This is a genomic window from Ruminococcus sp. YE71 (genome assembly GCF_900119155.1).
Lineage (GTDB): Bacteria > Bacillota > Clostridia > Oscillospirales > Ruminococcaceae > YE71.
Window position 1 is genome coordinate 21,761 of sequence record NZ_FPIR01000009.1, and the last position, 21,691, is coordinate 43,451.

Here is a 21,691-nt window from a genome sequence, read left to right on the forward strand (position 1 = left end):
TCACCTCTTTTCTTTCCGAAGGTTCATGAGCCTTTCACTATTATAGTCAGAAAAAAACCGAAAGTGTTGCACATTCCCCAAAAAACAGATAAAAATTTCGGCGCACCCGAAGGCACGCCGAGAAACCATCATCTTTTTTCTTACAATTCGTTCATCATCTGCTCGGGATTTTCTTTCGCCTTCACAGCGCCGAAAGCCTTAACGATAACCCCTTCCTCGTCGATGAGGTAGGTGGAGCGTATCAGTCCGCTGAGCGGCTGTCCGTCCTTGTCCTTCCTGCGAACATCATACGCCGTGATTACCTCAAGCTCCGTGTCTGACAGCAGAGGGAACGGCAGGCCGTTCTTTTCCTCGAAACGCTTGTGCGACGCCACGCTGTCCTTGCTCACGCCCAGCACCACCGCGCCTTTTTCGCGTATCTGCGGATAGCGGTCGCGGAAACCGCAGGCCTGTCCTGTACAGCCCGAGGTGTTGTCCTTCGGATAGAAATAGAGTATCACCTTCTGCCCTCTGTAGTCCGAGAGCCTGCGCACTTCCCCGTTCTGGTCGGGAAGTGAAAAATCGGGAGCTTTTGTGCCTGCGTCTAACATAGTCTGTCCTCCTCACTCGTTTTCAACTTCGCGTTTCAGCTTCTGTGCTGTTTTTTCAGCTTCTTGTTACAATACATATCCTCGTCGGCCTTTGAGATGAGCGCGTCCAGCGTATCGGGGAGCAGCTTTCCGCTTGCGTGACCTATGCTTGCGGAAATGGGATACGGCTTGTCCGCAAGAGCGTTTGCTTTTTCTATCATCTGTGCGATCTTCTGCTGCTTTTCATCGGCAGGGACACCGCAGACGCTTATCATACAGAACTCGTCACCGCCGATACGAGCAGCTATCTCGGCATCGCTCTCGACGCTCTGAAGAGCAGCGCCGATCGTTCTTATGGCTATATCCCCCTCTTTGTGCCCGAAATTGTCGTTGACGAATTTCAGCCCGTCCAGGTCGATGATATAGACCGTGACCGCTGAGCCCTCGTCAGTCCTGAGCTTTTCCTTTATCCATCTGTCCATGCCGCGGCGGTTGAAAAGACCCGTCAGCGCGTCCTTTTCAGAAAAGCTCATCAGCTTGTTGCGCACCCTTATCATTTCAAGACCAGTCTCGATATTTCTCAGCCACAGGGAGAAGACCTCATCAAGCCCCTTCTTTTCGGTCAGCCGCCTTTTCAGCACCGCATAGCCCAGCGCGTTTTGGATGTAATGCACGGGCGTGAAATAGTAGACCATAGGCTCGTCATCGCCGCCGTCAAGATACGGCAGCAGTTTATCGGTGTCGAAGAAAACACCGCTCGTATCGGAACAGACGATGCTGTCTTCTTTTGTGTCGAAAACCAGCTTCATCCTCTCGGGATAGCCGTTTTCGAGCAGGCTCTCATGGTCGCCCCAGTCTTCGCGCAGGCAGATGCAGAAGCGCTCATACGGTCTGAGAAGATATATCTGGTGGCTAATGTTTTCAAGGCAGCGGTCGGGAGTCTCGGCGCTGTTTATCTGCTCGGACATATAGCTGCTCAGCAGACGGTTCAGGGTTATCTCGTTCTTGACGCGCTCCTCCCCGAAGTTCGGGTTTTTCATCATCAGCGACAGGTCGAACTGGTTTATGATATCGTCCTTGTTGTCCTTGCAGCCGCAGCTTCGGCAGGTGATGAGGTTCTCGCCCGATGAGAGTGCGACAGGTCTTTTACCCGACTCGGGTGCTATCTTCTGAGCGATGATATTGACCGCATCCGCCGCCGTATGAGAGGTCAGCGGGATGAAAGTCGTTATCGTCGGGGCGTTGAAAGCCGCCTCAGCCGAAGCATCATAGCCTGTCACCAGCACGTCCTCGGGAACTCTGATGCCGTGCTTCGCGAGCCTGTTCACAAGCCCGATAGCTATGTAATCGGTCGAGCAGATGAACGCCTCGGGCAGGGCTATCTCGCCGTTTGCGACCTTTTCCGCTATCTCCTCACCGAAGCTGTACCAGAATATGCCGTAGAATATCCTGTCCTCGTTCACGGTGAGTCCGCAGTTCCGCATCGCACTGCGGAAGCCCTCAAGACGATTGAACGAAACATCCTCGTCCTTCGGGCCCGCAAGAAAGCAGATATCCTTGCAGCCGTGAGTCCCGATGATGTGACGGGTGATCTGCTCAAAAGCGGCGGTATCGTTCGTAAGCGCGATCTCATGATCTCCGAAACTCATATCTATGGACACGATGGGCTTATCGGGGATATCCTTCACGATGTCCAGCAGTTTATCCCTGACCGTTTCGATATGATCCTCGGTCAGCGAGACGGTATCCACGATTATGCCGTCGATCTCGGGACTTCTGATAAGTTCGTAGATGTTCAGCTCACCCACAAGATAGTTCTTCAAAAAATGGCAGACCTGCACCATCGAGGTGAACACCAGTACGTCAAATCCATAGACACGGCTCTGACTGAAAACGCCCTTCAGCAGTCGCTGTGCAAAAATACTGTTGGGATTAGAAGTAATGAACGCTATTTTCCTGCGGCGCATCGCACCCACCTCCATCTTGATGTTCATTATATTTATTTTACCACACTATGACATTTCTGTCAATCGGGATAAATGAGCGCCGCAGGGATTTTTTCGCCCATGAGGGCTTTCTGCGCCCGAATAGTCATCCTGCACAAATGCCGAGACGAATTATTGTCGAACATTCCGCGTTCAGAAGCTTGACATTGACGTTGCATCAAGTGCTATAATTGTATTTACGATGGAAACCACGAAAACCCGAGGAATGTGCGAAGGTAATTGCCGATCTTATCGAAGAGATCAGATAATTACAGCCTGTCGGGAACGTCATGCTGTTGATACACCGAATTTAAAAAAAGCCCGAAAACTGCGTGTTCTCGGGCTTTTATCATTATCCGTAATATGTCTCTTTATCTGTCTGAAAGCGGGCTCGCGTTACTGTTTTTTTACGAGCCTGAGATACAGGAATGTGCCTGCCGTCAGTATCAGTGCGCCGGCAAGCATCCACAGCTTGCTGATGTCTTCCCTTGATGACATGGAGAACATATAGAACACACCGAGCTTATCCTTGCCGAAGAAATTCAGCACATAGTATATCAGGGACGCCATATAGCCTATGAAAACATTCCCGCTGATACCTGCCGCGGCAAGACCGATGCTTCCGAGAAACAACGCTGTAGCGATGCCGCCGAACATCATGCCTGCGGTGACTGCGCTCTCGCTGAGATGCATGACCGCCGTTATCACCGCGTAGGGGACAACTGTCAGCAGGGCAAGATATGCGATGCGCATCATACATACGCTGAGGTAGGACATCCTGCGGACGCGTACCGTGTCGCGGATGTTCTCGTTCTGTTCGGGCAGGAAAACAGGGGTCATGAGGACTGTTCCCGTCAGGACGAGGTACATTTCAAGGGGCTGTGCCGCATTCTCCCTTGTGAGGGATGACAGCCCGAACACAACGGGGGTCATCACAGTCAGCAGCACCATCACTATGATGTGCGGAAGTGAATTAGCTTTGAGATTGATGGCGAAGCATCTTCTCAGACATTCTGATGCCATTGAACTTTCCTCCCCTCCTGAGATCGTATACGAAGGCTGTAAGAAGTGCGCAGACCAGTCCGACCGCGGTGAAGAACAGACGGTTCACCGTGAACTGATGCATCTGTCCCATAAAGACATCCCTTTCACCGATGGTATTATGACGGACTACAAATCCGAACGTGCTTATCTTTCCTGCTATCGGAGTAGTCATAACGCTTGCGAACCACCAGACGAACTGCGCAAACACCGCCGCGATACCCGAGAAGAACTCGGTCACGAGCATACCCATGCCTGTTGCGGCGATGACGGTAGGCAGGAGCCAGATGAACGTGTATTTTAAGAACGCAAGGTTGTCTACCCTGCTCACCGTGTAGAACATGGCTATCTTGATATGTGACCACAGAGCCATGACGAGCACGGGCAGCATAAGCATGGTGACAAGCGCCGCAAATCTTGAAAGGACGATCTTTGACGAGGATACCTCTCTTGAATAGATGAGCTGATACATCCTGCTCCGCTTGTCTGAGGTGCAGAGTGCCGCCGCCACGAACACGGGCAGAAGCGAAAGAAAGATACCGCCGTAATCGCAGAAGAGTCTCGCGTAGCCGTTTGTGAACCTGTCTTTTTCGGCAAGCTCATCGTATTCGGCCTTTGCCTGCTCGTAGGTCTTGGGGACGCCTCCGAATTGAAGGCTCAGCTGTTCGGGTGCAAACGAAGAGCCGCCGCCGAGGATGCTGTCCGCCTCTGTCATAAAGGCTTTGAACTCCTCATAGGTAAGTCTTGACTGTATATCGTAGTCGGGCTGATCGTGATACATATCATTACCGTTCTCAACGGAATTCAGTATATCCTTCAGCTCGTTTTCGTCCATGCCTGTTATCTTCTCACATATCATGCACATCTTCTCTTTTTCCGCCGTTTTCAGATGAACGATATGGATAAAGCCCAGAGGGTATGTACGATACTCATTGATGAGATAACAGCGTACAAGGGCATTTGCTGCCGCAGGCATTATTATTTCGGGGTCATCGGTGTATGCTGTGCCGTAATCCTGCCAGCCCTGCTGAGGCTCATTCAACACAAGTCTGTCATCCCGCAGTTCTTCGCCGAGAAACTGTGAAACCAGAAACAAGACCATTATCGCGCAGAATATCCAATATATGACGGAGCGCGATATCTTTTTGCATTCCTTGGTATAAAGCATCATTCCCCACCCCCTTCTGCGATGCAGTTGTTCCTGTAAAGGCAGTAGATATAGGCGTCCTCGATATTCGGCTCTTCGCGTCTTGCGCCGCCTATATCGGGCTTGCTCTCGGAAACTATCCTGACCTGAGTGCTGCTGCCCTGCATCACCATGCCCGTTACGGTGCAGGCGCTTTTCACCTGCGGGAGAAAGCGGCTGTCCACCACAGCCGACCAAACCTTGCCGTCGGCTTCATCCACAAGGTCGCGGACCTTGCCATTCCAGAGAATTTTTCCGTCATTAAGTATCGCAAGTTTTTTGCAGGAGGCTTCGATATCCCCGACGATGTGAGTCGAGAGGATGACTATCCTTTCCTCTGCGACCTCGCCCAGCAGATTCCTGAAACGAATGCGTTCCTCGGGGTCGAGGCCTGCTGTGGGCTCATCGACAATCAGCACCTTCGGGTCGTGGAGAAGCGCCTGTGCGATGCCGAGCCTTCTGAGCATACCGCCCGAAAGCTGCCTGACCTTCTTTTTGCGGTGTTTCTGTAGGTTTACTTTTTTGAGCAGCATATCCGTGCGTTCCTGTCTCAGCTTTTTGTCCATGCCCGAAAGCACGCCGAGGTAATCGAGACATTCGTCCACCTTCATCGAGGGGTACATGGAGAATTCCTGCGGAAGATAGCCCGTCATACTGCGGATATCCTTCGCCTTTTCTATCGGCACACCGCATACGCTTATCTCGCCGCTGCTTTTCGGGTGCAGGGTGGCGATTGTCTTCATAAGCGTCGTCTTGCCCGCGCCGTTTCTTCCGAGAAGCCCGAACATACCCTTCTCTATCGTGAGGTCAACACTGTCGAGCGCTTTTTTCTGACCGTAGAATTTGCTCACGTTCTTGATGATTATTTTGTCGTCTGCCTTTCTTTTTTCTTTCATAGTATCACCTGCTTTTATTTTTTTCCTTTTACTTTTACAAAAAGTGAACCTGCTGTGGATAAAGATCTGGCTTGCGCCAAATTTGTGCCTTTCGGGATGTGGGGCTTGGATTTGCCGATTTTATATTTGTGCGCTTACGGGTTGTTTGTTAACTTCCCTCGTTTTTGATTGCCTTACGGCAATACGAGAGTTTCACTCTCGCGCTTTTGACCAAAGGCTTCCGCCTCAGGACTCTGACCAGCTTCGGCAGCCGGACCGCCTATATCGCAGCTTTGTTTGTGCGGGGCTTTTATTTTGAGCTCGGAATGTTCGGTTGAGCGTCTCGTTTGTCTTTTTTTCTGATTATCGTGGGAACACTTTGTAAAAATTCGGCGTGAGAGGGCTGTAATAAAAGATCACAGCGGTCTCTCCCGCTGTGATCTTATAATAAAGCATAATTATCAACTTTTTATCAACTTTTGCAAAAAAATTTCTGCGGTAACTTTTCCGCCGCCGTTTTCGCCGTTTTCTATAATGAGATCGCCCCCAAGTTTGCCGCAGAGTATCTTACAGATATACAGCCCGAGTCCGAAATGCATATCCGAATTCTGCTCATCACGGAAAAACGGCTTTGAAGCCTTTTCGACAGCTTCCTCCGAAAATCCCCTGCCGTCGTCGCACACGCTAATGCACAGCTTATAGTCCGAAGTGCTGACTGTCACATCTATCCTGCTTTCGGCATAGCGCACCGCATTCGAGACCATATTCTCATAGACCTGCATGAGCAGTTCGGTATCGGTATACACCGCGCCATTCCCGAAGCGCGATATAGAAAACTCCTTATCCGCCGCCACGAGCCTGCCCGTTTCTCCGAGGGCTGAACACAACTCCTCAAGCCCGACCTCCTTCGGCATGGGTGAGATGTCTTCGAGCTTCTGCACGGCGTTCATCTTTTCGGTATAGTGGGTCAGCCGTGACACCTGCTGCTGCATTTTGTTCAGGATGTCATCGCGCTTTTCCGCAGTGAGTCTGTCGCCGTAGTTCTGCATCAGCTCGACATACCCCGAAAGCACGGTGAGCGGCGTGCGCAGGTCATGCGAGAATGCCGCCGAGAGCCGCCTGCGCTCCTCGATATGATGCCATATCTCAAGATTGCTGTCAAAGAGTTTTCCGCGCATATCCTCGAAAGCGGTGCAGAGGATGCCGAGCTCGTTATCCTTATGGTACTGAACATGAAAATCCAGTTCGTTATCCGCTATCTTCTTTGAAGCCTTCATGAGTATCCCTATCGGCTCTTTCAGTTCGCGGCTGTAGAAAATGAAGCCTGCCGCCGCCACACAGAATATCACCCAGAGCGGTATCAGAAGATAGTCCGCCTTTTCTATCAGAAAAAGTATAGTCGGGCTGCCCGTGCTTTCCCATGTGACTGCACTGCCGTTGACATTCACTGCGGTGATAGGGTGTACGGAGCGGTATCTTTCGGCAGCCGCGCTTGTAAATTTGCTGATAAGGCTGATACCCAGCAGCGACGCCGCAAGGCAGAGCGGAAGATATTTCAGAAGCGCCATTTTCAGCGACTTCATACTGTTCTTTAAGTTACCCATTTATAGCCTATGCCCCACACTGTCTCGATATGCTTGTCCTCGCCGACCTTTGCGAGCTTTGAGCGAAGTCTCCTGATATGCTCAGCCACTACAGAGCTGTCACCTTCTGCGTCGAAGCCCCATATCTTCTCGTAAATGCGTTCCTTGTCGTAGATCTGCCCCGCGTTCACCGACAGAAGTTCAAGTATCTGAAATTCCTTCTTTGCCAGATCCACCGTCTTTCCGCCGACAGTCACGGTCTTTGTGCTGTAGTCGATTGTTAAGTTGCCGTTCATCAGTACGTCGTGCTTTGCGCTGTCTCTTTGGTCGCGCCTGATGTGTGCCGCAACTCTTGCGCCGAGCTCATCGAGCGAAAAGGGCTTTATTATGTAATCGTCGCCCCCTGCCGCAAAACCCGCTATCTTGTCGCTGTCCTCGATTCGGGCTGTCAGGAAAACTATCGGGCACGAAACGTGGTCGCGGATACGTTTGCAGACCTCTATGCCGTCCGCGTGGGGCATATTGATGTCGAGCAGTATTATATCGGGCTTTTTTGAAGCCTGCTCCACAGCCGAAAGTCCGTCAGACGCCGTCATGACATGATAGCCGTTCAGCTCGAAGTAGTCCTGCACAAGGCTGACCACGTCGGGTTCATCATCTGCAATCAAAATTTTGTACATATATTTTTTCCTCCCTGATGTTCATACATTATATTATACACCATATTTTTGCATATGTCAATTTTGTGCGAAAGTACCGACTTATCACTTTGGTTGAATTTTTATCATCATATAAGTGATTGACCTTCACCGAAAATACGGAGAGAACACTAGCGAACATACGTTATGCCGTTTTTATACAAAAAGCACCCCGATGCAGATGCGGTCGAGGTGTTTTGATATGCTGTATGGGTCACTTCAGCGAATAATATACCGTGTACTGCTCATCGGTAACGTCGTAAAGCGGCTTAAACTCAAAATTCACGGGCTGGTTCACCGTGGTGTAGCAGTTCTGCTTCCACACATAGGTGCCATAGGTATGCTCGGTCCTCTGATACAGCGCTTTTTCGATGTTGCCGCCGCATACTATGCCGCAGTCGTTCGCGGTCAGACCTGCAAGCACTATCGGGCCGTCAACCAGGGCGCAGAGCTCGGGACGGTCTTTCAGCGGCTCGGCGACGACCTTTGAGCCGAACACGAGATTTATCTCCGTGCGTCCTGTCCACTCGTTTTCAAGGACTATGTAGTTGTCCGAAACGGCGTATCCCGATTCACTGCCGTTGATTATCAGCTTCGGCTTTCCAACGCACCAGCAGGGTATCCTGAGCCTTAACGCAAAACGCGCGGGATCATCGCAGGAGATGACGAATTTGACCGACCAGCGCGACTTCTCGCCGTCCGAGTGTTCGTCAAAGTACACCTGATTGCCGTAGCTCAGCATATCGGTGGTCTGGGAGATATTGACGGTGCTGTCCCCAATGCCGACCACGGCTTCGGAGGGGATATACTGCGCCGCGGTGATGCTGTTCTCATCAGTGTAATAGATAAGGCTCGGGTACAGCGACTGACTCTGCACCATCGTACCGTGACAGCACCAGAAATCATGACGCTTGCTGCCCCACTTCTTTTTCGCGCCCGACCTGAGCGGCAGAAAATAGGTCGGCATACCGCTGTCCTTGTTCTGCTGTGCGAGAAAACCGTTGTACAGGGCGCGTTCGATGTAATCGGCGTACTTTGTGTCGCCCGACCACCTGTAGAGATAGTCGGCAGTCCTTACCATATTATATACGGTGCAGAACTCCTGATCGTTATCCCCGATGTACTGCGCCATCTTGTGCGGCGGTATCCAGAACTCGCCCGCGTTGGCGCCTGTCGTCGCATACATACCTCTGTCGGTGACGGCATTCTTCCAGAATTTCTCGGTCAGCTGCTTGTAGAAACGCTTGTCGTCGTCATTTTCGAGCACTTCATAAAGCCTTGCCGAACCGTGAGAAACGGGAATGCTTGCGTTGGCGTGATCGTTGGAGAGCGCATCGCCGCCCTCCGCGAGCTTTTGGAAAAGCCCGTTGTGCATATAGGCATCTATCAGCCAGAGATATTTTTTGTCATTCGTTATCGAATAGAGCTCCGCCCACTGTTCGAGCATTCCGCCCTGTTCGCCCTTGTACGCGATATACGGGTCACGATCTGAAGCGGCTTTTATCCACCTGATATACCAGTCGGCAAGATGATCGGCGATCTCAAGTGCCTGCTCGCTGCCTGCGAAACGGTAGGCGTCAACAAGCCCCATTATCGTCTTGTGCATGGTGTACTGGGGCGACCAGATGTACTCGCTGCCCGAAAGCCTGTTGAGGTATTTTTCGGGAATAGAGCCGACCCACTCGCCGCCGTTCAGCTTCTGACATCTCGCAAGCTCGGATACGATCTTGTCAAGCTTGACTTTAAGCTCAGTGTCGCCATCAGATGCGATAAAAGCGGCGGCAGCCGACAGCCAGTGACCGAGAAAATGCCCCCTGAGCTGACAGGTAGGCGATTCCCAGCCCCAGTGCAGTTTCGCACTCGTGGGGTCGGAAAGCACCTGAAGCTCGGGAAGGATGACACCTGCTTCGAGGTAGAAATTCTGAAGCAGGCACTGAGTGTCAAGCTCCAGCAGATAAGCCTTGTCAACGTTCATACGTTCACGGAAGATACCGCCCGTAACGTGTACATTTTTCTTTGCGATAGTTTCCATCATAAAAAATCACACCTTATAATATTTTCATATCACTCCCTGAGATAAGCGGAGGAAGAGCCGCTTTCACTGAAATTATAGCATATATCTCTCCCGATGTAAAGAGACAATATTTTCGCATATATCAGACTTTTATCATTTGCGAAGTTCATGGATCCTGGAAATGACAGGCAGTCACGACCGTTTTGCAAGTCATGTCATCCAATAATGGAATGGGAATAGTTCATCAAATCACATACAAATTGTTATATATCATATATAAATGCGGAATTAGCAGAGCATAAGTATTGACAAGAAAATGCCATCATGTTATAATGATTATGTTATAAGGATTAAGTTATACAAAATATATCTAAACTTATGGTTTCACTATCTATAGAATCAGGCTGATGATACCCGGTTTGGAAATATTATTCTGATAGTTTCTGTTTATGAAAGCGCGTGAAATAATAAACAGTATGCTATAAATATTTTATCAGCTTAAAAAGCAAAAATTGGAGATGATCTTTTTATGAAAATGAAAAAAGAATTGCAGCTTTTGGTGCTGCTATGGTAATGGCGCTTTCTGTGGCTTCTATCGGTACAAGTGCAATAGAGTATTGCGGTGGAAAATGGCTGAAAAAAAATGAAATTCATAATGGTTCTCTTTCTGAAAGTGTCGGTGAAATTAATGGCTTTACAGAATATGGCGGAGCTTATAATAGCAATGGAGTAAAAGCTTGGTGCGGTTATTGTCCTTTTAAGCATTATGCCAGAGTTGGCTCCGGTGGAAAATACAAAGAATCCAGAAGAAGTAAAGGTATAGCGGTCGAAACAGGCTATATCCCCCTGAAAAATAACAAGGCAAGACTTGAAGGATGGGTTGAAATATAAGGATATGAAAGAAACATCTATCTTGGCATTGAGCAGCGGTGGCGGAGCTATCAAGGGCAAAACGAGAAAGTTCTTTTCCAAGTTTGGAAAATATATTTTCCCGATAATCGTTGCTCTTGTACTTTTGAGCCATATAATCAACAGCATAATGTGGAACAACTATAACAAAAAATATTATCTGCATTTTGTGAATAAATTCAATGTGGACGAGTCTTGTATGGATCAAAGATTAAGGATAGGATATCTTGTATATAAATATCATGGTTATGACTTTACGCTAGAGTTTGATGAGCCGCAAAAAAATAAATACAATTTTAAGGTAAGATTGCGATCAGGCGGATATTCTTTGGCAAAGTTAAAACCTGTTTATTTGGAAACTCCGCTCAGTGAATACCGATATGAATATGGAATGAGTTGTTTTATTGATCGTTTCGGTAATAGAAAGTATTTCTTTAATCTATGGGAGTATTTGGATAATCCGGATTGGTCATATGATACCTTCGGTGTTGTTCTGAAGGAAGACGGTACTTTTGTATACGATGATAAAGATTCACCCGAGATCACCGACGAACAACGTAAGATCGTTGAATATTTCAGGAAAGATATTCTTGACCTCAAAGCCGAGATAGATAAGATCTTATCATAATGTATTCGTATCATATCTCGGATATCGGCATAATGATCCCGCAAAATATATAAATATTTTAGCGCAGGGATTTCAGAGAGATTTAAGACGTGAGCGATATTGTGTTCACGTCTTTTTTTAAGAAGGTGGACTTGATTTGATAAAAGGAATAAAGTATTCGGCCGCAGCTATATTATTTTTGATATTTCTTGTTTTCTGCGGCGAAACAGCATATACAAGCTTTATTGACAAAGCATTTGATGAGTTTAATTCTATATATTTTGAAAAAGTATATGAAAATGACGAGATCATCGAAGATTTCGCCGCTCTGACAAAAAAACACGATTGTTATGGATATCTGACGATATATGACTACTCTGACGGATATAGCGAAATATACTGCTGTTCCGAAGGTGATACGGAAAGAATAAAGAAAAAGCTCGGAGCCGATAACTGCTCATTCAATACGATATTAAACGGTTCATATAAGCTGGTATTTGCGGATATGAGCGATATAGAAAAATATACCGAAAACGACTGTATTATTCAGCAAATACTGATCGACGGAGATGTAAATGATATATATTCGCTATATAAGGAACTGGATAGTAAATATGAGGTATCATGGGAAGGCACAACGAAAAACTCGGATAAATGTATATATGTCGGTGCGATATGTATACTTCTGATACTGCTTCTTGATATATATGATATCATCAATAAGAAACGTAATGTATGTATATCGGTCTCAGTCGGAAATTCGCTTTGCGGTATAATATTCAAGGAAGCGGTCAGGGATATCATCATATATACTGCGACAGGTGCATTACTGATATGGGTGTTGTCAGGATATACCGCTGTAGTTCTTATAAAAGATAAGATATGCATATATCTTGCGGTATTGTTCGCCGCGAATACAGCTTTATATTTATCGTATTATTTTACAAATATATCTTCATCTATAAAGAATGAAAATGATTCCGATACGATAATGCCGATCAATTATACTCTAAAAGTTATATCCTGCTGTACGCTGATGATCCTTATTATATTTTCGGGAAAGATAAAGACACTTAAAAGCCAATATGAATGTGCTGAGAAATTCAATAAATACTTCAGCGGATATTCAAGGGTCGAGCTGAGTGAAAGTCCGTTATGGGTCCGTAAGATAGATTCATATATCACCGACACACCTGACAGAGGTTCAAATAATGTAACCAAACTTATCGATCAGGAGTTTGAAGAACAGCTGAGATTCTTTCAGCTCACCGATGAACAGAGCGATATCTTTCTTATGAACGGATATAATTTTGAGACAGGCAGCAGAGGACGAAAGATCATTATTGCGTCCGACTGTGCGGATAAATATATATCTTCATGCACAGATATCGACCTTTCAGACAAAGATATAACGATCCTTATCCCCGCCAGCTATAACCTTGGAGATCTTCACGCTGCGAAAAAATGGGTGAAGTATATCAATAAAGAAAATAATAAAAACCTGACGGTCGATGAGAAACACTACTCGTCAGCCAGGTTCATATCGTTTGAATATATATCAGGCGATTCGCTCATAAAGGACGATTATATTATAAGCTCGGTCGATTCGCCTATAATCATATATTTCCCGAAAGCGGCAGAATACGGCTTTTTTTATTATCAGTCGATACAGACGAATATGAGCAAGAATGACTCAAATCAGCTGATAAAAAATGAAGGTCTTGCATCTTTATTTACCGATATATCGACTGTCGAAACGCTATCAAACGGCTATATGAGAAAGCAGTATTCAGAAATAACAACATATCTGATATTGCTCATATCGTGTGCGTTTTATTATCTGACATCTTCGTTATCATTGGTATTTCTTGATATAAAGCTGAACAAAAAAGAAAGAGCTATTTCATACTCAGTTGGAAACAGCATCTTCAGCCGATATGCCGATATTATATTAAAGCTCACGGGTTCGGCGATACTTTCGGGGGCAATATCGTTATATATCCTGTACAATATACATCAGTTCAGAGCGGGTATGATCGCAGTTATAATGGCTGAGGTCATCCTTACAGACTTGCTGATGCTCTCATTCATCGCATATATGAACGAGAAAAGAAATACAATAAAGATACTTAAAGGCGGTGCGCTATGATAGAAGTCAGAAATTTAACAAAGGTATATGGTGATAATATTATCTTCAACAATGTATCATTCAATATCGAAAACGGCAGTTTTGTTGTATTTTCGGGCAAAAGCGGCTGCGGTAAAACCACAATGCTCAATATGATAGGCGGTCTGGAAAAGCCCACATCGGGTCATATCATAGTAGACGGCACGGATATCACAAAAAACAAGAGAAAGATCGAATATCTCAGACAAAAAACGGGTTTTCTGTTTCAGAATTTCGCTCTTATCGATAACAAGACTGTAAAGAAAAACCTTGAGATCATCGCCCGAAAGAATCGTACTGACAAAACTGTGGATGATGTTCTCAATGAAGTTTCCATGCTCGACAAAAGAGATTCGATGGTCTACACTTTATCGGGCGGCGAACAGCAGCGGGTCGCACTTGCACGTCTTCTGTTTAAAAAATGTGAGATAGTTTTTGCGGATGAACCTACGGGTTCTTTAGACAAAGAAAACGCCGAAATAGTGATACGGCTTCTGAAAAAAATGAATAAAGACGGTAAAACCGTTATAATGGTGACTCATGATGAGGAACTCAAATCGATCGGAGATAACATAATCAACCTGTAAGTATACCGTTCGCAGCATATTTCTCCGCGATTTGTAAGCCTCACGATGATGACATCGATACTCGCAAATCCCATAAATATTAGACTTATCCATAAAAATTGCTTGACAAATCAGAGAACAAGTGATACAATAATAACATCAAAAAGCAAAAAGCAATGGCGCTTCTCCGTGATCGGAGCAAGCGCCTTTTTTGTTTTATCCGATAAACTATTGACGATAGGAGTGATAAAAAATGACACAGACAAAGCAGTTCACAAAGGCAGTGGGCAATGCAAATGAGATCAATGAGCTTCTCAGAAGATATGGTGTGAAGTTCGGCATATACAAAAACGGCGTGTTCAATGAGCAGTTTTTTCCGTTCGATCCTATCCCCCGAGTCATTTCGGCAGAGGATTTTCAGGGTATTGAAAAGGGACTTGTTCAGCGTGTAAACGCCCTGAATGAGTTCCTTTTTGATATTTACCACGAAAAAAATATCGTGCGCGACGGGGTGATCCCCGAGGATTTCATCTACATTTCGAAGGGCTATCTTGCCGAATGTGAGGGCATCACGCCGAAAAACAAAGTCTACAGCCACATCTCGGGCATCGACCTCGTGCAGGCAAAGGACGGCGAGTGGTACATTTTAGAGGATAATCTGCGCATCCCTTCGGGGGCGTCCTATCCGCTTATCGCGAGGGAGCTGACCCGTATCGCCGCGCCTCAGGCATTTGAGGAAAATGCCGTGGTCGATAACCGCGGCTATGCTGAGCTGTTAAAGGAAACCATGGAAAATGCAAACTGCGGCGGCATCAGGGCGATCCTCACCCCCGGGCGGTACAACGCGGCGTATTTCGAGCATTCCTACCTTGCCGAACACACCGACTCGGTGCTGGTTCAGAACGACGAGCTGTTCGTTGAGGACAACATCCTCTACCACCGCACATATTCTGGCGGGAAAACGAGGATAGGCGTGCTGTACCGCCGTATCGCGGACGAATATCTCGACCCGCTGACATTCTATCCCGAGTCGCTCATCGGCATCCCGAACCTGATGGAAGCCTACCGAAGCGGAAACGTCGGCATCATCAACGCTCCAGGAAACGGCGTGGCGGACGACAAGGGCATATACTATTTCGTGCCGAAGATGATAAAATATTATCTCGGCGAGGAACCGATACTCAAGAACGCGCCGACCTACCTGCCCTTCTACGAGGAGGATATGAAATATGTCATGGAGCATCTCGACACGCTGGTCATCAAGGACGTTGCGGAAGCAGGCGGCTACGGGGTCGTGTTCGGCAGCGACCTTACAAAAGAAAAACTGGAGGAATTCCGCAGAACGATCATCGCAGAGCCCCGCCGTTTTATTGCGCAGGAGGTCATCGACTTCCTCGACCTGCCTATACTCGACAACGGCGAGACCGTCATGCGCAAGGCAGACCTGAGGGCCTTCGTGCTTTCGGGAGAAACAACAAGGGTCTGGGCTTCGGGACTCACAAGGTTCTCGCGCAACCCCGATTCATTCGTCGTCAACTCATCACAAGGAGGAGGATTCAAAGACACATGGGTACTATCTCGTTAGAACACAGCGACCGCCTTTACTGGCTGGGCCGCTATACCGAAAGATTTTTCACAACATTAAAAGCGCTGGGCAGGCAGTATGACAGGATGCTCGGCAAACAGCACGGCTACACCGAATATCTCGAATGCTTCGGGCTGACCGACATCTACACGGACAACAGGGACTTCATTCGCAGTCTGCTTTTTGATACGAACAACGCTCACTCCGCGGCGTACAGCTTAGAACGCGCCTACGACAACGGCATCGTCCTTCGCGAGGAGATCTCCACCGACTCGCTGTCCTTCCTGCAAATGGCGAAGGACACCCTCTCAAAGGCGGAACAGAGCGGTAATGTCAGGCTGGCGCTGCTGCCGCTGGAGGACATCGTCTACAGCTTCTGGGGGAGCGTCAACGAGCATATCTACGACGATGAGATCAGAAACATCATCTACATCGGCAAGACCGTCGAACGGCTCGACCTGTTCATGCGCATGAAATATCCCTTTTCCACGGTCGAGAAGGAGTTCGTCAGGCTGATGAAAAACCTGAACCGCGTGCCGAAGGGGACCCCCTACCGCTACAACACTAAGTATCTCTCCGATCTGGTCGAGATACTCGGCACGGAAGAAGATTACAAGCGTGAGACCGAAAAGGCGATCGACAGTCTCGGGCACCTGTTTGAAAGGCAGGAGGTATTTGCATGAAGCACGTGAATTTCTACTACTCGACCAAGCTGACCTTTGACGATTATGTTCACGGCCACAGCTTCGCCCTGCGCATCATTCCGCCCGAGACCGAAACGCAGCATATCCTGTCGTGCAGCCTGAACATCTCGCCTTATGTTTCCACACAGCAGACGGCCGATGCCTTCGGGAACAACGTGACGACGGGCTATCTGAAGGGCGACCACCGCTTTCTCGATTTCGAGATAAAGGGCTCGGCAGAGGTGGATCACACAAAGCACCGCACCGACTATATGCCCTGCTATCTCTATCAGTCCCAGTACACCAAGCCCGATGATGAGCTGAAAACGTTCTATGACAGCATCAGGGGCAAATGCACGGGCACGGTGCAGGACAGAGCCGCATATCTCTGCGACTGTCTCTCCGACGTGATAGAGTACGAGAAGGGCTTCACCTCCACGACGACCACTGCGGCGCAGGCGTTTGAACTGAAAAAAGGCGTATGTCAGGACTTTTCGCACATCCTTATCTCGCTTCTGAGACTGGACGGCATAGCCGCAAGATACATCGCGGGGCTTGCTTTCTGCGACGGCGAGACACATTCCTGGGTAGAATTTTGGACAGGAGACCACTGGGAGGGCATCGACCCTGCGAACAACTGTCCTGTCAGCGACGATTACCTTGTGATCTCTCAGGGCAGAGACTTCCGTGACTGCGCCATCGACAGAGGCGTGATGTTCGGAAAATATACGAAGCAGCTCCAGCTCGTGCGCTCGGTGCTGACATAATGGGGTGTGACCAATGACAGAACGTGTGGCAAGCATTCCGCTTGCAGTGAACGAAGATCTCAACATACAAAAGCGCCGCATACAGAACGGCAGCAGCAAGACCCGCCTCAGTCTTGTGACAGGCACTCACGGTGATGAGCTTGAGGGGCAGTATCTCACATACATGGTGGGCAGCTACATCGACGAGCACATCGACCTGCTCGACGGCATCCTCGACATCTACCCTGCCCTGAACCCGATGGGCATCGACAGCATAACCCGCGGCATACCCATGTTCGACCTGGACATGAACAGGGTCTTCCCCGGTACGAAAAACGGCACCATGGTCGAGGTGATATGCTCGTCGATCGTTGACGACCTGTCGGGCTCGGACGTGTGCGTCGATGTCCATTCGAGCAACATCTTCCTCAAAGAGATACCGCAGATACGCATCAGCGTGCCGACTGCGGAAACGCTCGTCCCTTACGCAAAAATGCTGAACGTGGATTTTGTGTGGATACACGACGCCGCAACGGTGCTTGAATCGACCCTCGCCCACACCCTCAACAGCAGGGGCACAAAGACCCTTGTGGTGGAGATGGGCGTGGGTATGCGCATCACGAAGGAGTACTGTCAGCAGCTTTTCGGCGGCGTGCTCAACCTTATGAAGGAGCTCGGGATGTGGAAGGGCGAGACTGCGCCCGTGCGCGAACCCGTTATCTCGGAAGGGCGCGAGGTCGGCTTCGTCAACTCCGATGCGGCAGGGATATTTGTGCCCTGTGCGAATTTCGGCGACACCGTGAAGCAGGGGGATCATATCGGCGATGTGGTCGATCCGCTCACCTCAAAAGTGGTCGAGAAGGTTCAGGCTGTCTGCGACGGGATGATATTCACGCTCCGTGAATATCCCGTGGTCTACGGCGGCTCACTCCTCGCAAGGATATTACAGCCCGCAGGAGGTGATACCGAATGAAAAAGAAGATTCTTTTTTCGCTCAGATCGCCTTATCGCGAACAGCTCGACATTATCGGCTTCTGTTTCGGACACGGCAAAAAGGCGCTTGCGATAGTGGGTGCCATGCGAGGAAACGAAGTCCAGCAGATGTATGTCTGCTCACGGATGGTGCAGGCGCTCAAAAAGCTCGAAAGCGAGGGCAGGCTCACTGAGGACACCGAGATACTTGTGGTGCCCTGCGTGAATTACTACTCCATGAATATCGGCAAGCGCTTCTGGGCGATGGACAACACCGACATCAACAGGATGTTCCCCGGCTATGACCTCGGCGAGACTACACAGCGCATTGCCGACGGCGTTTTCAGCAAATTGCAGGGGTATGAGTACGGCATTCAGCTGGCGAGTTTCTACCAGCCGGGTATTTTCCTGCCCCACGTCAAGATGATGGACACGGGCTTCACCGACCCCGAGATAATGAAGGATTTCGGGCTGGAGTTCGGCATCGTCCGCAAGCCCCGTCCCTACGACACCACCACCCTCAACTACAACTGGCAGGTGTGGGAGACCAAGGCGTTCTCGGTCTACGCCAACGCCACCGACGAGATAGACGTAAAGGCCGCAGATGAGGCGGTAAATGCGATACTCCGCTTCATGAACAACCGCGGCATCGTCACTGCCAAAACGCCCCCCGGATATATCACCGAGATACTGAAAGAGGGGAAAACGAAGCAGATACAATCCGAAGCGGCGGGGCTGTTTTTCAGAACGGCAGAGATCGGCAAAACTGTTGAGCACGGTGATGTGCTGGGCATGATATACGACCCGCTCGACGGTGAGCTTGTCGCCGAGATCAGAACGCCCGTTTCGGGGACGGTATATTTTGCCTACAACAGTCCGCTGATAAACGCAAAGACCGTGTGCTTCAAGATAATCAAGTGACGAACAGACCTGTCTGACGCCTAAAAGAATGAAAGCTGGTCGTCCGTCCAGCGCTCCTGAACAGCCCGATGAATGACCTCGCCCTCCTGCAAATTCCCCGCAAGCAGGGGCGACTTCGGGTCATGAAGCCGCATATTCCGCCGAACGTTCCCGATGTTGTAGTTTGCGTAGCAATAGCGGCAAAGATGTCCGCAGGTGTCGTATGCGCCGATGTCCGTCCCGAGGACGCAGGCACATTCGGCTCTCTGCGACTTTTTCTTCGGCACGTTCAGGCGGGAGCCTATCGCAGTTTCAAAGGTCTGCTGTGTCATACAGCCGCCGCAGTCCACGCCGCAGGGCGCAAGTTCGGTGCCCTCGGCGCAGGCTTTGATGGTGATGCCGTAACGTCTGCCGATCTCCGCAAACGTCCTGCCGATGGTGATACGCTCCTGAGGTGCCACCGTCCGAGCCTGCGGAAAGTTCCGCTTTACCTTTTCGTAGAGGTCGATGAAGCTGATGACGCAGACATTCGTGAAGCCCGAAAGGGTGCGGCACATCTGCCCGAAGTCGGCGATGTGGCGTTCAAGGTTGTAGGTGCTGTCGATGAATATCGGGTCGTAACGCCAGCCCACGCAGTCAATTCCGACCGCCTTTGAAAGCGCGATGAAGTCCTGCATGACCGTTTCCTTCGGCGGAACGTTCGGCTCGACATCCCTGCCGTAGGGCGTGATGGTGACGAACCAATACTGATGAAACGCTTTCAGCTCGTCAAGGTGTTTCAGCATCGGCGCGGGGTTCTTCGTGCAGAACGCAAGGCAGTCCACCACTTCGGGGTCAAGCTCGTACCGCGTGACCCAATCGGGGCGGTAAGGGTTGCGCACCAGCACGAAACCTGCCCGTATCCTGTTCATGAACCACTCGGAATAAAATGCAGGGATATCCGTCCTCATGCCCGTGTTGATTATCATGTTTTCACCGCCCTTTTCTCTTTTCCCGACGTTTGCGGAGCTGTCGGAGATGCTCCGTCAGGTTGTTCGGGATCGTACAGGTCTTCTGTTATTATACCACACTGCCGTCAAAAACGCAAATTTCCGAAATAAAAGGCTATGTCTTCCGCGAAACCACGGATGACATAGCCTTTTTATCGTGTTATGTGACGCCTGAGCTCGGAAGAGGGTTTTGCAAAAGATCAAGTGTGTCAATAAAAAATTTTCCGAATCCGATATGCACATAAAAAACACATAATTGCCTGTAATGATATATCGTGAGGTGAGGTCTATGGCAGAAAGAACAGCCTGTCATTTGAAAATATCGGGGATGTACTGCATTCAGTGCGAGCATAGGATAGCCAAAGCCTTGCAGAATATTCGGGGCGTCCATAATATCAACGTCAGCTACAAAAAGGCAAAAGCAGACTTTGAAAGCGACGATTCCGTCACCTATGACAGCATCGTAAAAGTGATCGAAGATGAGGGATACAAGGTCGCAGGCACGGCGGACAGCGGCTTGCCGCTCAAAGGACTATTATCACTTGCGGCGATATTGGTACTCTATGTGCTGCTGCAATATACAGGGCTGCTGAACAAACTCGCCCCCTCACAGCTTGCACAGTCGGGAATGGGCTACGGGACGCTGTTTCTCATAGGCGCTGTGACCTCGGTGCATTGTATCGCCATGTGCGGCGGCATCAGCCTTTCCCAGAGCATACCCGATGAAGAAGACAGAAAAAGCTCCTTCTCCCGACCGCTTCTGTACAACCTCGGACGGGTCGTGTCATATACGGCAATAGGAGCAGTCCTCGGCACGGCGGGATATTTCATCGGCGGAGGGGCGGCGGTATCGGTTCCGCTGACGGTTCAAGGACTAATCAAAATTATTGCAGGAGCCATGCTGCTTATCGTGGGGCTTCGGCTGGTCGGTGCGTTTTCATGGCTGCAAAGATTTTCTCTGCCGCTGCCGAAGACATTCATCAGAATGTTCGGCAGAGCCTCGGCAAAAGCAAAGACCCCTTTTCTGATCGGACTGCTGAACGGAATTATGCCCTGCGGACCGTTGCAGGCGATGTGGCTGATCGCTCTTGCAAGCGGAAGTCCCTTAAAGGGGGCGCTGTCAATGCTGCTGTTCAGTCTCGGGACTTTGCCGCTGATGCTGGGGCTTGGCTCTCTTGTGACGGCTCTCGGAAAGAAGTTTGCTCACGCAGTACAGAGCGTTGGAGCGGTGACCGTAGCAGGTATGGGACTTGCACTGCTGACACAGGGCGGCGTATTGAGCGGTGTTCTGCCGACAGCGCTTGTATCGGCAGGCAGGGCTGCCGACACAGCGGTGAACATCGGCGGCGTGCAGATAGCCGAAAGCGAGCTGACATCGGGCAAATATCCCGAGATAACCGTTCAGGCAGGGGTTCCCGTCCGCTGGAATATCCACGCCGAAAAAAGCAGCATCAACGGCTGCAACTACATGATCGTCTGTAAAGACCTCGGTCTGGAATATGAATTTCATGAGGGCAATAATATAATAGAATTTGTCCCGAAAAGCAAAGGCGATTTCACTTATTCCTGCCGGATGGGAATGGTATACGGAAAAATACACGTTACGGAGTGAGGAT

At 49.2% G+C, this 21,691-nt stretch carries 19 protein-coding genes; 10 read left to right on the forward strand and 9 right to left on the reverse strand.

Features of this window, described 5'->3' with window-relative positions; translation table 11 throughout:
* Positions 1-140: 140 nt before the first annotated feature.
* The 8 genes from BT142_RS09755 to BT142_RS09790 all read right to left on the reverse strand — a co-directional run bounded on the left by BT142_RS09755 (position 141) and on the right by BT142_RS09790 (position 9,972).
* Positions 141-590 (reverse strand): peroxiredoxin, encoded by a 450-nt coding sequence (locus BT142_RS09755; protein WP_072418014.1) that lies wholly within the window; start codon positions 588-590, stop codon positions 141-143.
* A gap of 35 nt (positions 591-625) precedes the next feature.
* Entirely contained in the window at positions 626-2,563 is a 1,938-nt protein-coding gene (locus BT142_RS09760; protein ID WP_084659418.1) for a diguanylate cyclase domain-containing protein, read from the reverse strand.
* A gap of 387 nt (positions 2,564-2,950) precedes the next feature.
* Positions 2,951-3,577, reverse strand: coding sequence for a hypothetical protein (locus tag BT142_RS09765; RefSeq protein ID WP_072418016.1), 627 nt, complete (start codon positions 3,575-3,577; stop codon positions 2,951-2,953).
* Complete coding sequence (locus BT142_RS09770; RefSeq protein WP_072418017.1) at positions 3,528-4,766, reverse strand: ABC transporter permease; 1,239 nt, start codon at positions 4,764-4,766, stop codon at positions 3,528-3,530. Before BT142_RS09770 ends, BT142_RS09765 begins: the two co-directional genes overlap by 50 nt.
* Complete coding sequence (locus BT142_RS09775) at positions 4,763-5,677, reverse strand: ABC transporter ATP-binding protein (RefSeq protein WP_072418018.1); 915 nt, start codon at positions 5,675-5,677, stop codon at positions 4,763-4,765. The genes BT142_RS09770 and BT142_RS09775 overlap by 4 nt, the downstream gene beginning before the upstream one ends.
* A 440-nt stretch (positions 5,678-6,117) precedes the next feature.
* Positions 6,118-7,260: a sensor histidine kinase gene (locus tag BT142_RS09780; protein WP_072418019.1), complete on the reverse strand. Its 1,143-nt coding sequence runs from the start codon at positions 7,258-7,260 to the stop codon at positions 6,118-6,120.
* Entirely contained in the window at positions 7,248-7,919 is a 672-nt protein-coding gene (locus BT142_RS09785) for a response regulator transcription factor (RefSeq protein ID WP_072418020.1), read from the reverse strand. Before BT142_RS09785 ends, BT142_RS09780 begins: the two co-directional genes overlap by 13 nt.
* Positions 7,920-8,151: 232 nt before the next feature.
* A complete protein-coding gene (locus tag BT142_RS09790; protein ID WP_072418021.1) occupies positions 8,152-9,972 on the reverse strand; it encodes a beta-L-arabinofuranosidase domain-containing protein in 1,821 nt (606 codons plus the stop codon).
* Positions 9,973-10,518: 546 nt separating this feature from the next.
* Here BT142_RS09790 and BT142_RS18715 point away from each other — a divergent pair.
* The 9 genes from BT142_RS18715 to BT142_RS09830 all read left to right on the forward strand — a co-directional run bounded on the left by BT142_RS18715 (position 10,519) and on the right by BT142_RS09830 (position 19,107).
* Positions 10,519-10,842 (forward strand): hypothetical protein, encoded by a 324-nt coding sequence (locus BT142_RS18715; RefSeq protein WP_139182251.1) that lies wholly within the window; start codon positions 10,519-10,521, stop codon positions 10,840-10,842.
* Positions 10,843-10,846: 4 nt separating this feature from the next.
* A complete protein-coding gene (locus BT142_RS09795) occupies positions 10,847-11,488 on the forward strand; it encodes a hypothetical protein (RefSeq protein WP_072418022.1) in 642 nt (213 codons plus the stop codon).
* Positions 11,489-11,624: 136 nt separating this feature from the next.
* Positions 11,625-13,616, forward strand: a complete 1,992-nt coding sequence (locus BT142_RS09800; protein WP_072418023.1) for a hypothetical protein — start codon at positions 11,625-11,627, stop codon at positions 13,614-13,616.
* Positions 13,613-14,221, forward strand: coding sequence for an ABC transporter ATP-binding protein (locus BT142_RS09805; RefSeq protein ID WP_072418024.1), 609 nt, complete (start codon positions 13,613-13,615; stop codon positions 14,219-14,221). Before BT142_RS09800 ends, BT142_RS09805 begins: the two co-directional genes overlap by 4 nt.
* Before the next feature lie 232 nt (positions 14,222-14,453).
* Entirely contained in the window at positions 14,454-15,785 is a 1,332-nt protein-coding gene (locus BT142_RS09810) for a circularly permuted type 2 ATP-grasp protein (protein ID WP_072418025.1), read from the forward strand.
* Positions 15,767-16,468 carry an alpha-E domain-containing protein gene (locus BT142_RS09815; protein WP_072418026.1) on the forward strand — a complete coding sequence of 234 codons (702 nt, stop codon included), beginning with the start codon at positions 15,767-15,769 and terminating at the stop codon, positions 16,466-16,468. Before BT142_RS09810 ends, BT142_RS09815 begins: the two co-directional genes overlap by 19 nt.
* Complete coding sequence (locus tag BT142_RS09820) at positions 16,465-17,235, forward strand: transglutaminase family protein (protein WP_072418027.1); 771 nt, start codon at positions 16,465-16,467, stop codon at positions 17,233-17,235. Before BT142_RS09815 ends, BT142_RS09820 begins: the two co-directional genes overlap by 4 nt.
* 13 nt (positions 17,236-17,248) lie before the next feature.
* Positions 17,249-18,187 (forward strand): M14 family metallopeptidase, encoded by a 939-nt coding sequence (locus tag BT142_RS09825; protein ID WP_072418028.1) that lies wholly within the window; start codon positions 17,249-17,251, stop codon positions 18,185-18,187.
* A complete protein-coding gene (locus tag BT142_RS09830; RefSeq protein ID WP_072418029.1) occupies positions 18,184-19,107 on the forward strand; it encodes a M14 family metallopeptidase in 924 nt (307 codons plus the stop codon). The genes BT142_RS09825 and BT142_RS09830 overlap by 4 nt, the downstream gene beginning before the upstream one ends.
* 20 nt (positions 19,108-19,127) lie before the next feature.
* On the opposite strand, the gene BT142_RS09835 is transcribed toward BT142_RS09830, so the two are convergent.
* Positions 19,128-20,054, reverse strand: a complete 927-nt coding sequence (locus BT142_RS09835; protein ID WP_072418030.1) for a DUF1848 domain-containing protein — start codon at positions 20,052-20,054, stop codon at positions 19,128-19,130.
* Between the two features lie 310 nt (positions 20,055-20,364).
* Between BT142_RS09835 and BT142_RS09840 the strand changes: the two genes are divergently transcribed.
* Positions 20,365-21,687, forward strand: a complete 1,323-nt coding sequence (locus BT142_RS09840; protein WP_072418031.1) for an urease accessory protein UreH domain-containing protein — start codon at positions 20,365-20,367, stop codon at positions 21,685-21,687.
* The last annotated feature ends 4 nt before the right edge of the window (positions 21,688-21,691 follow it).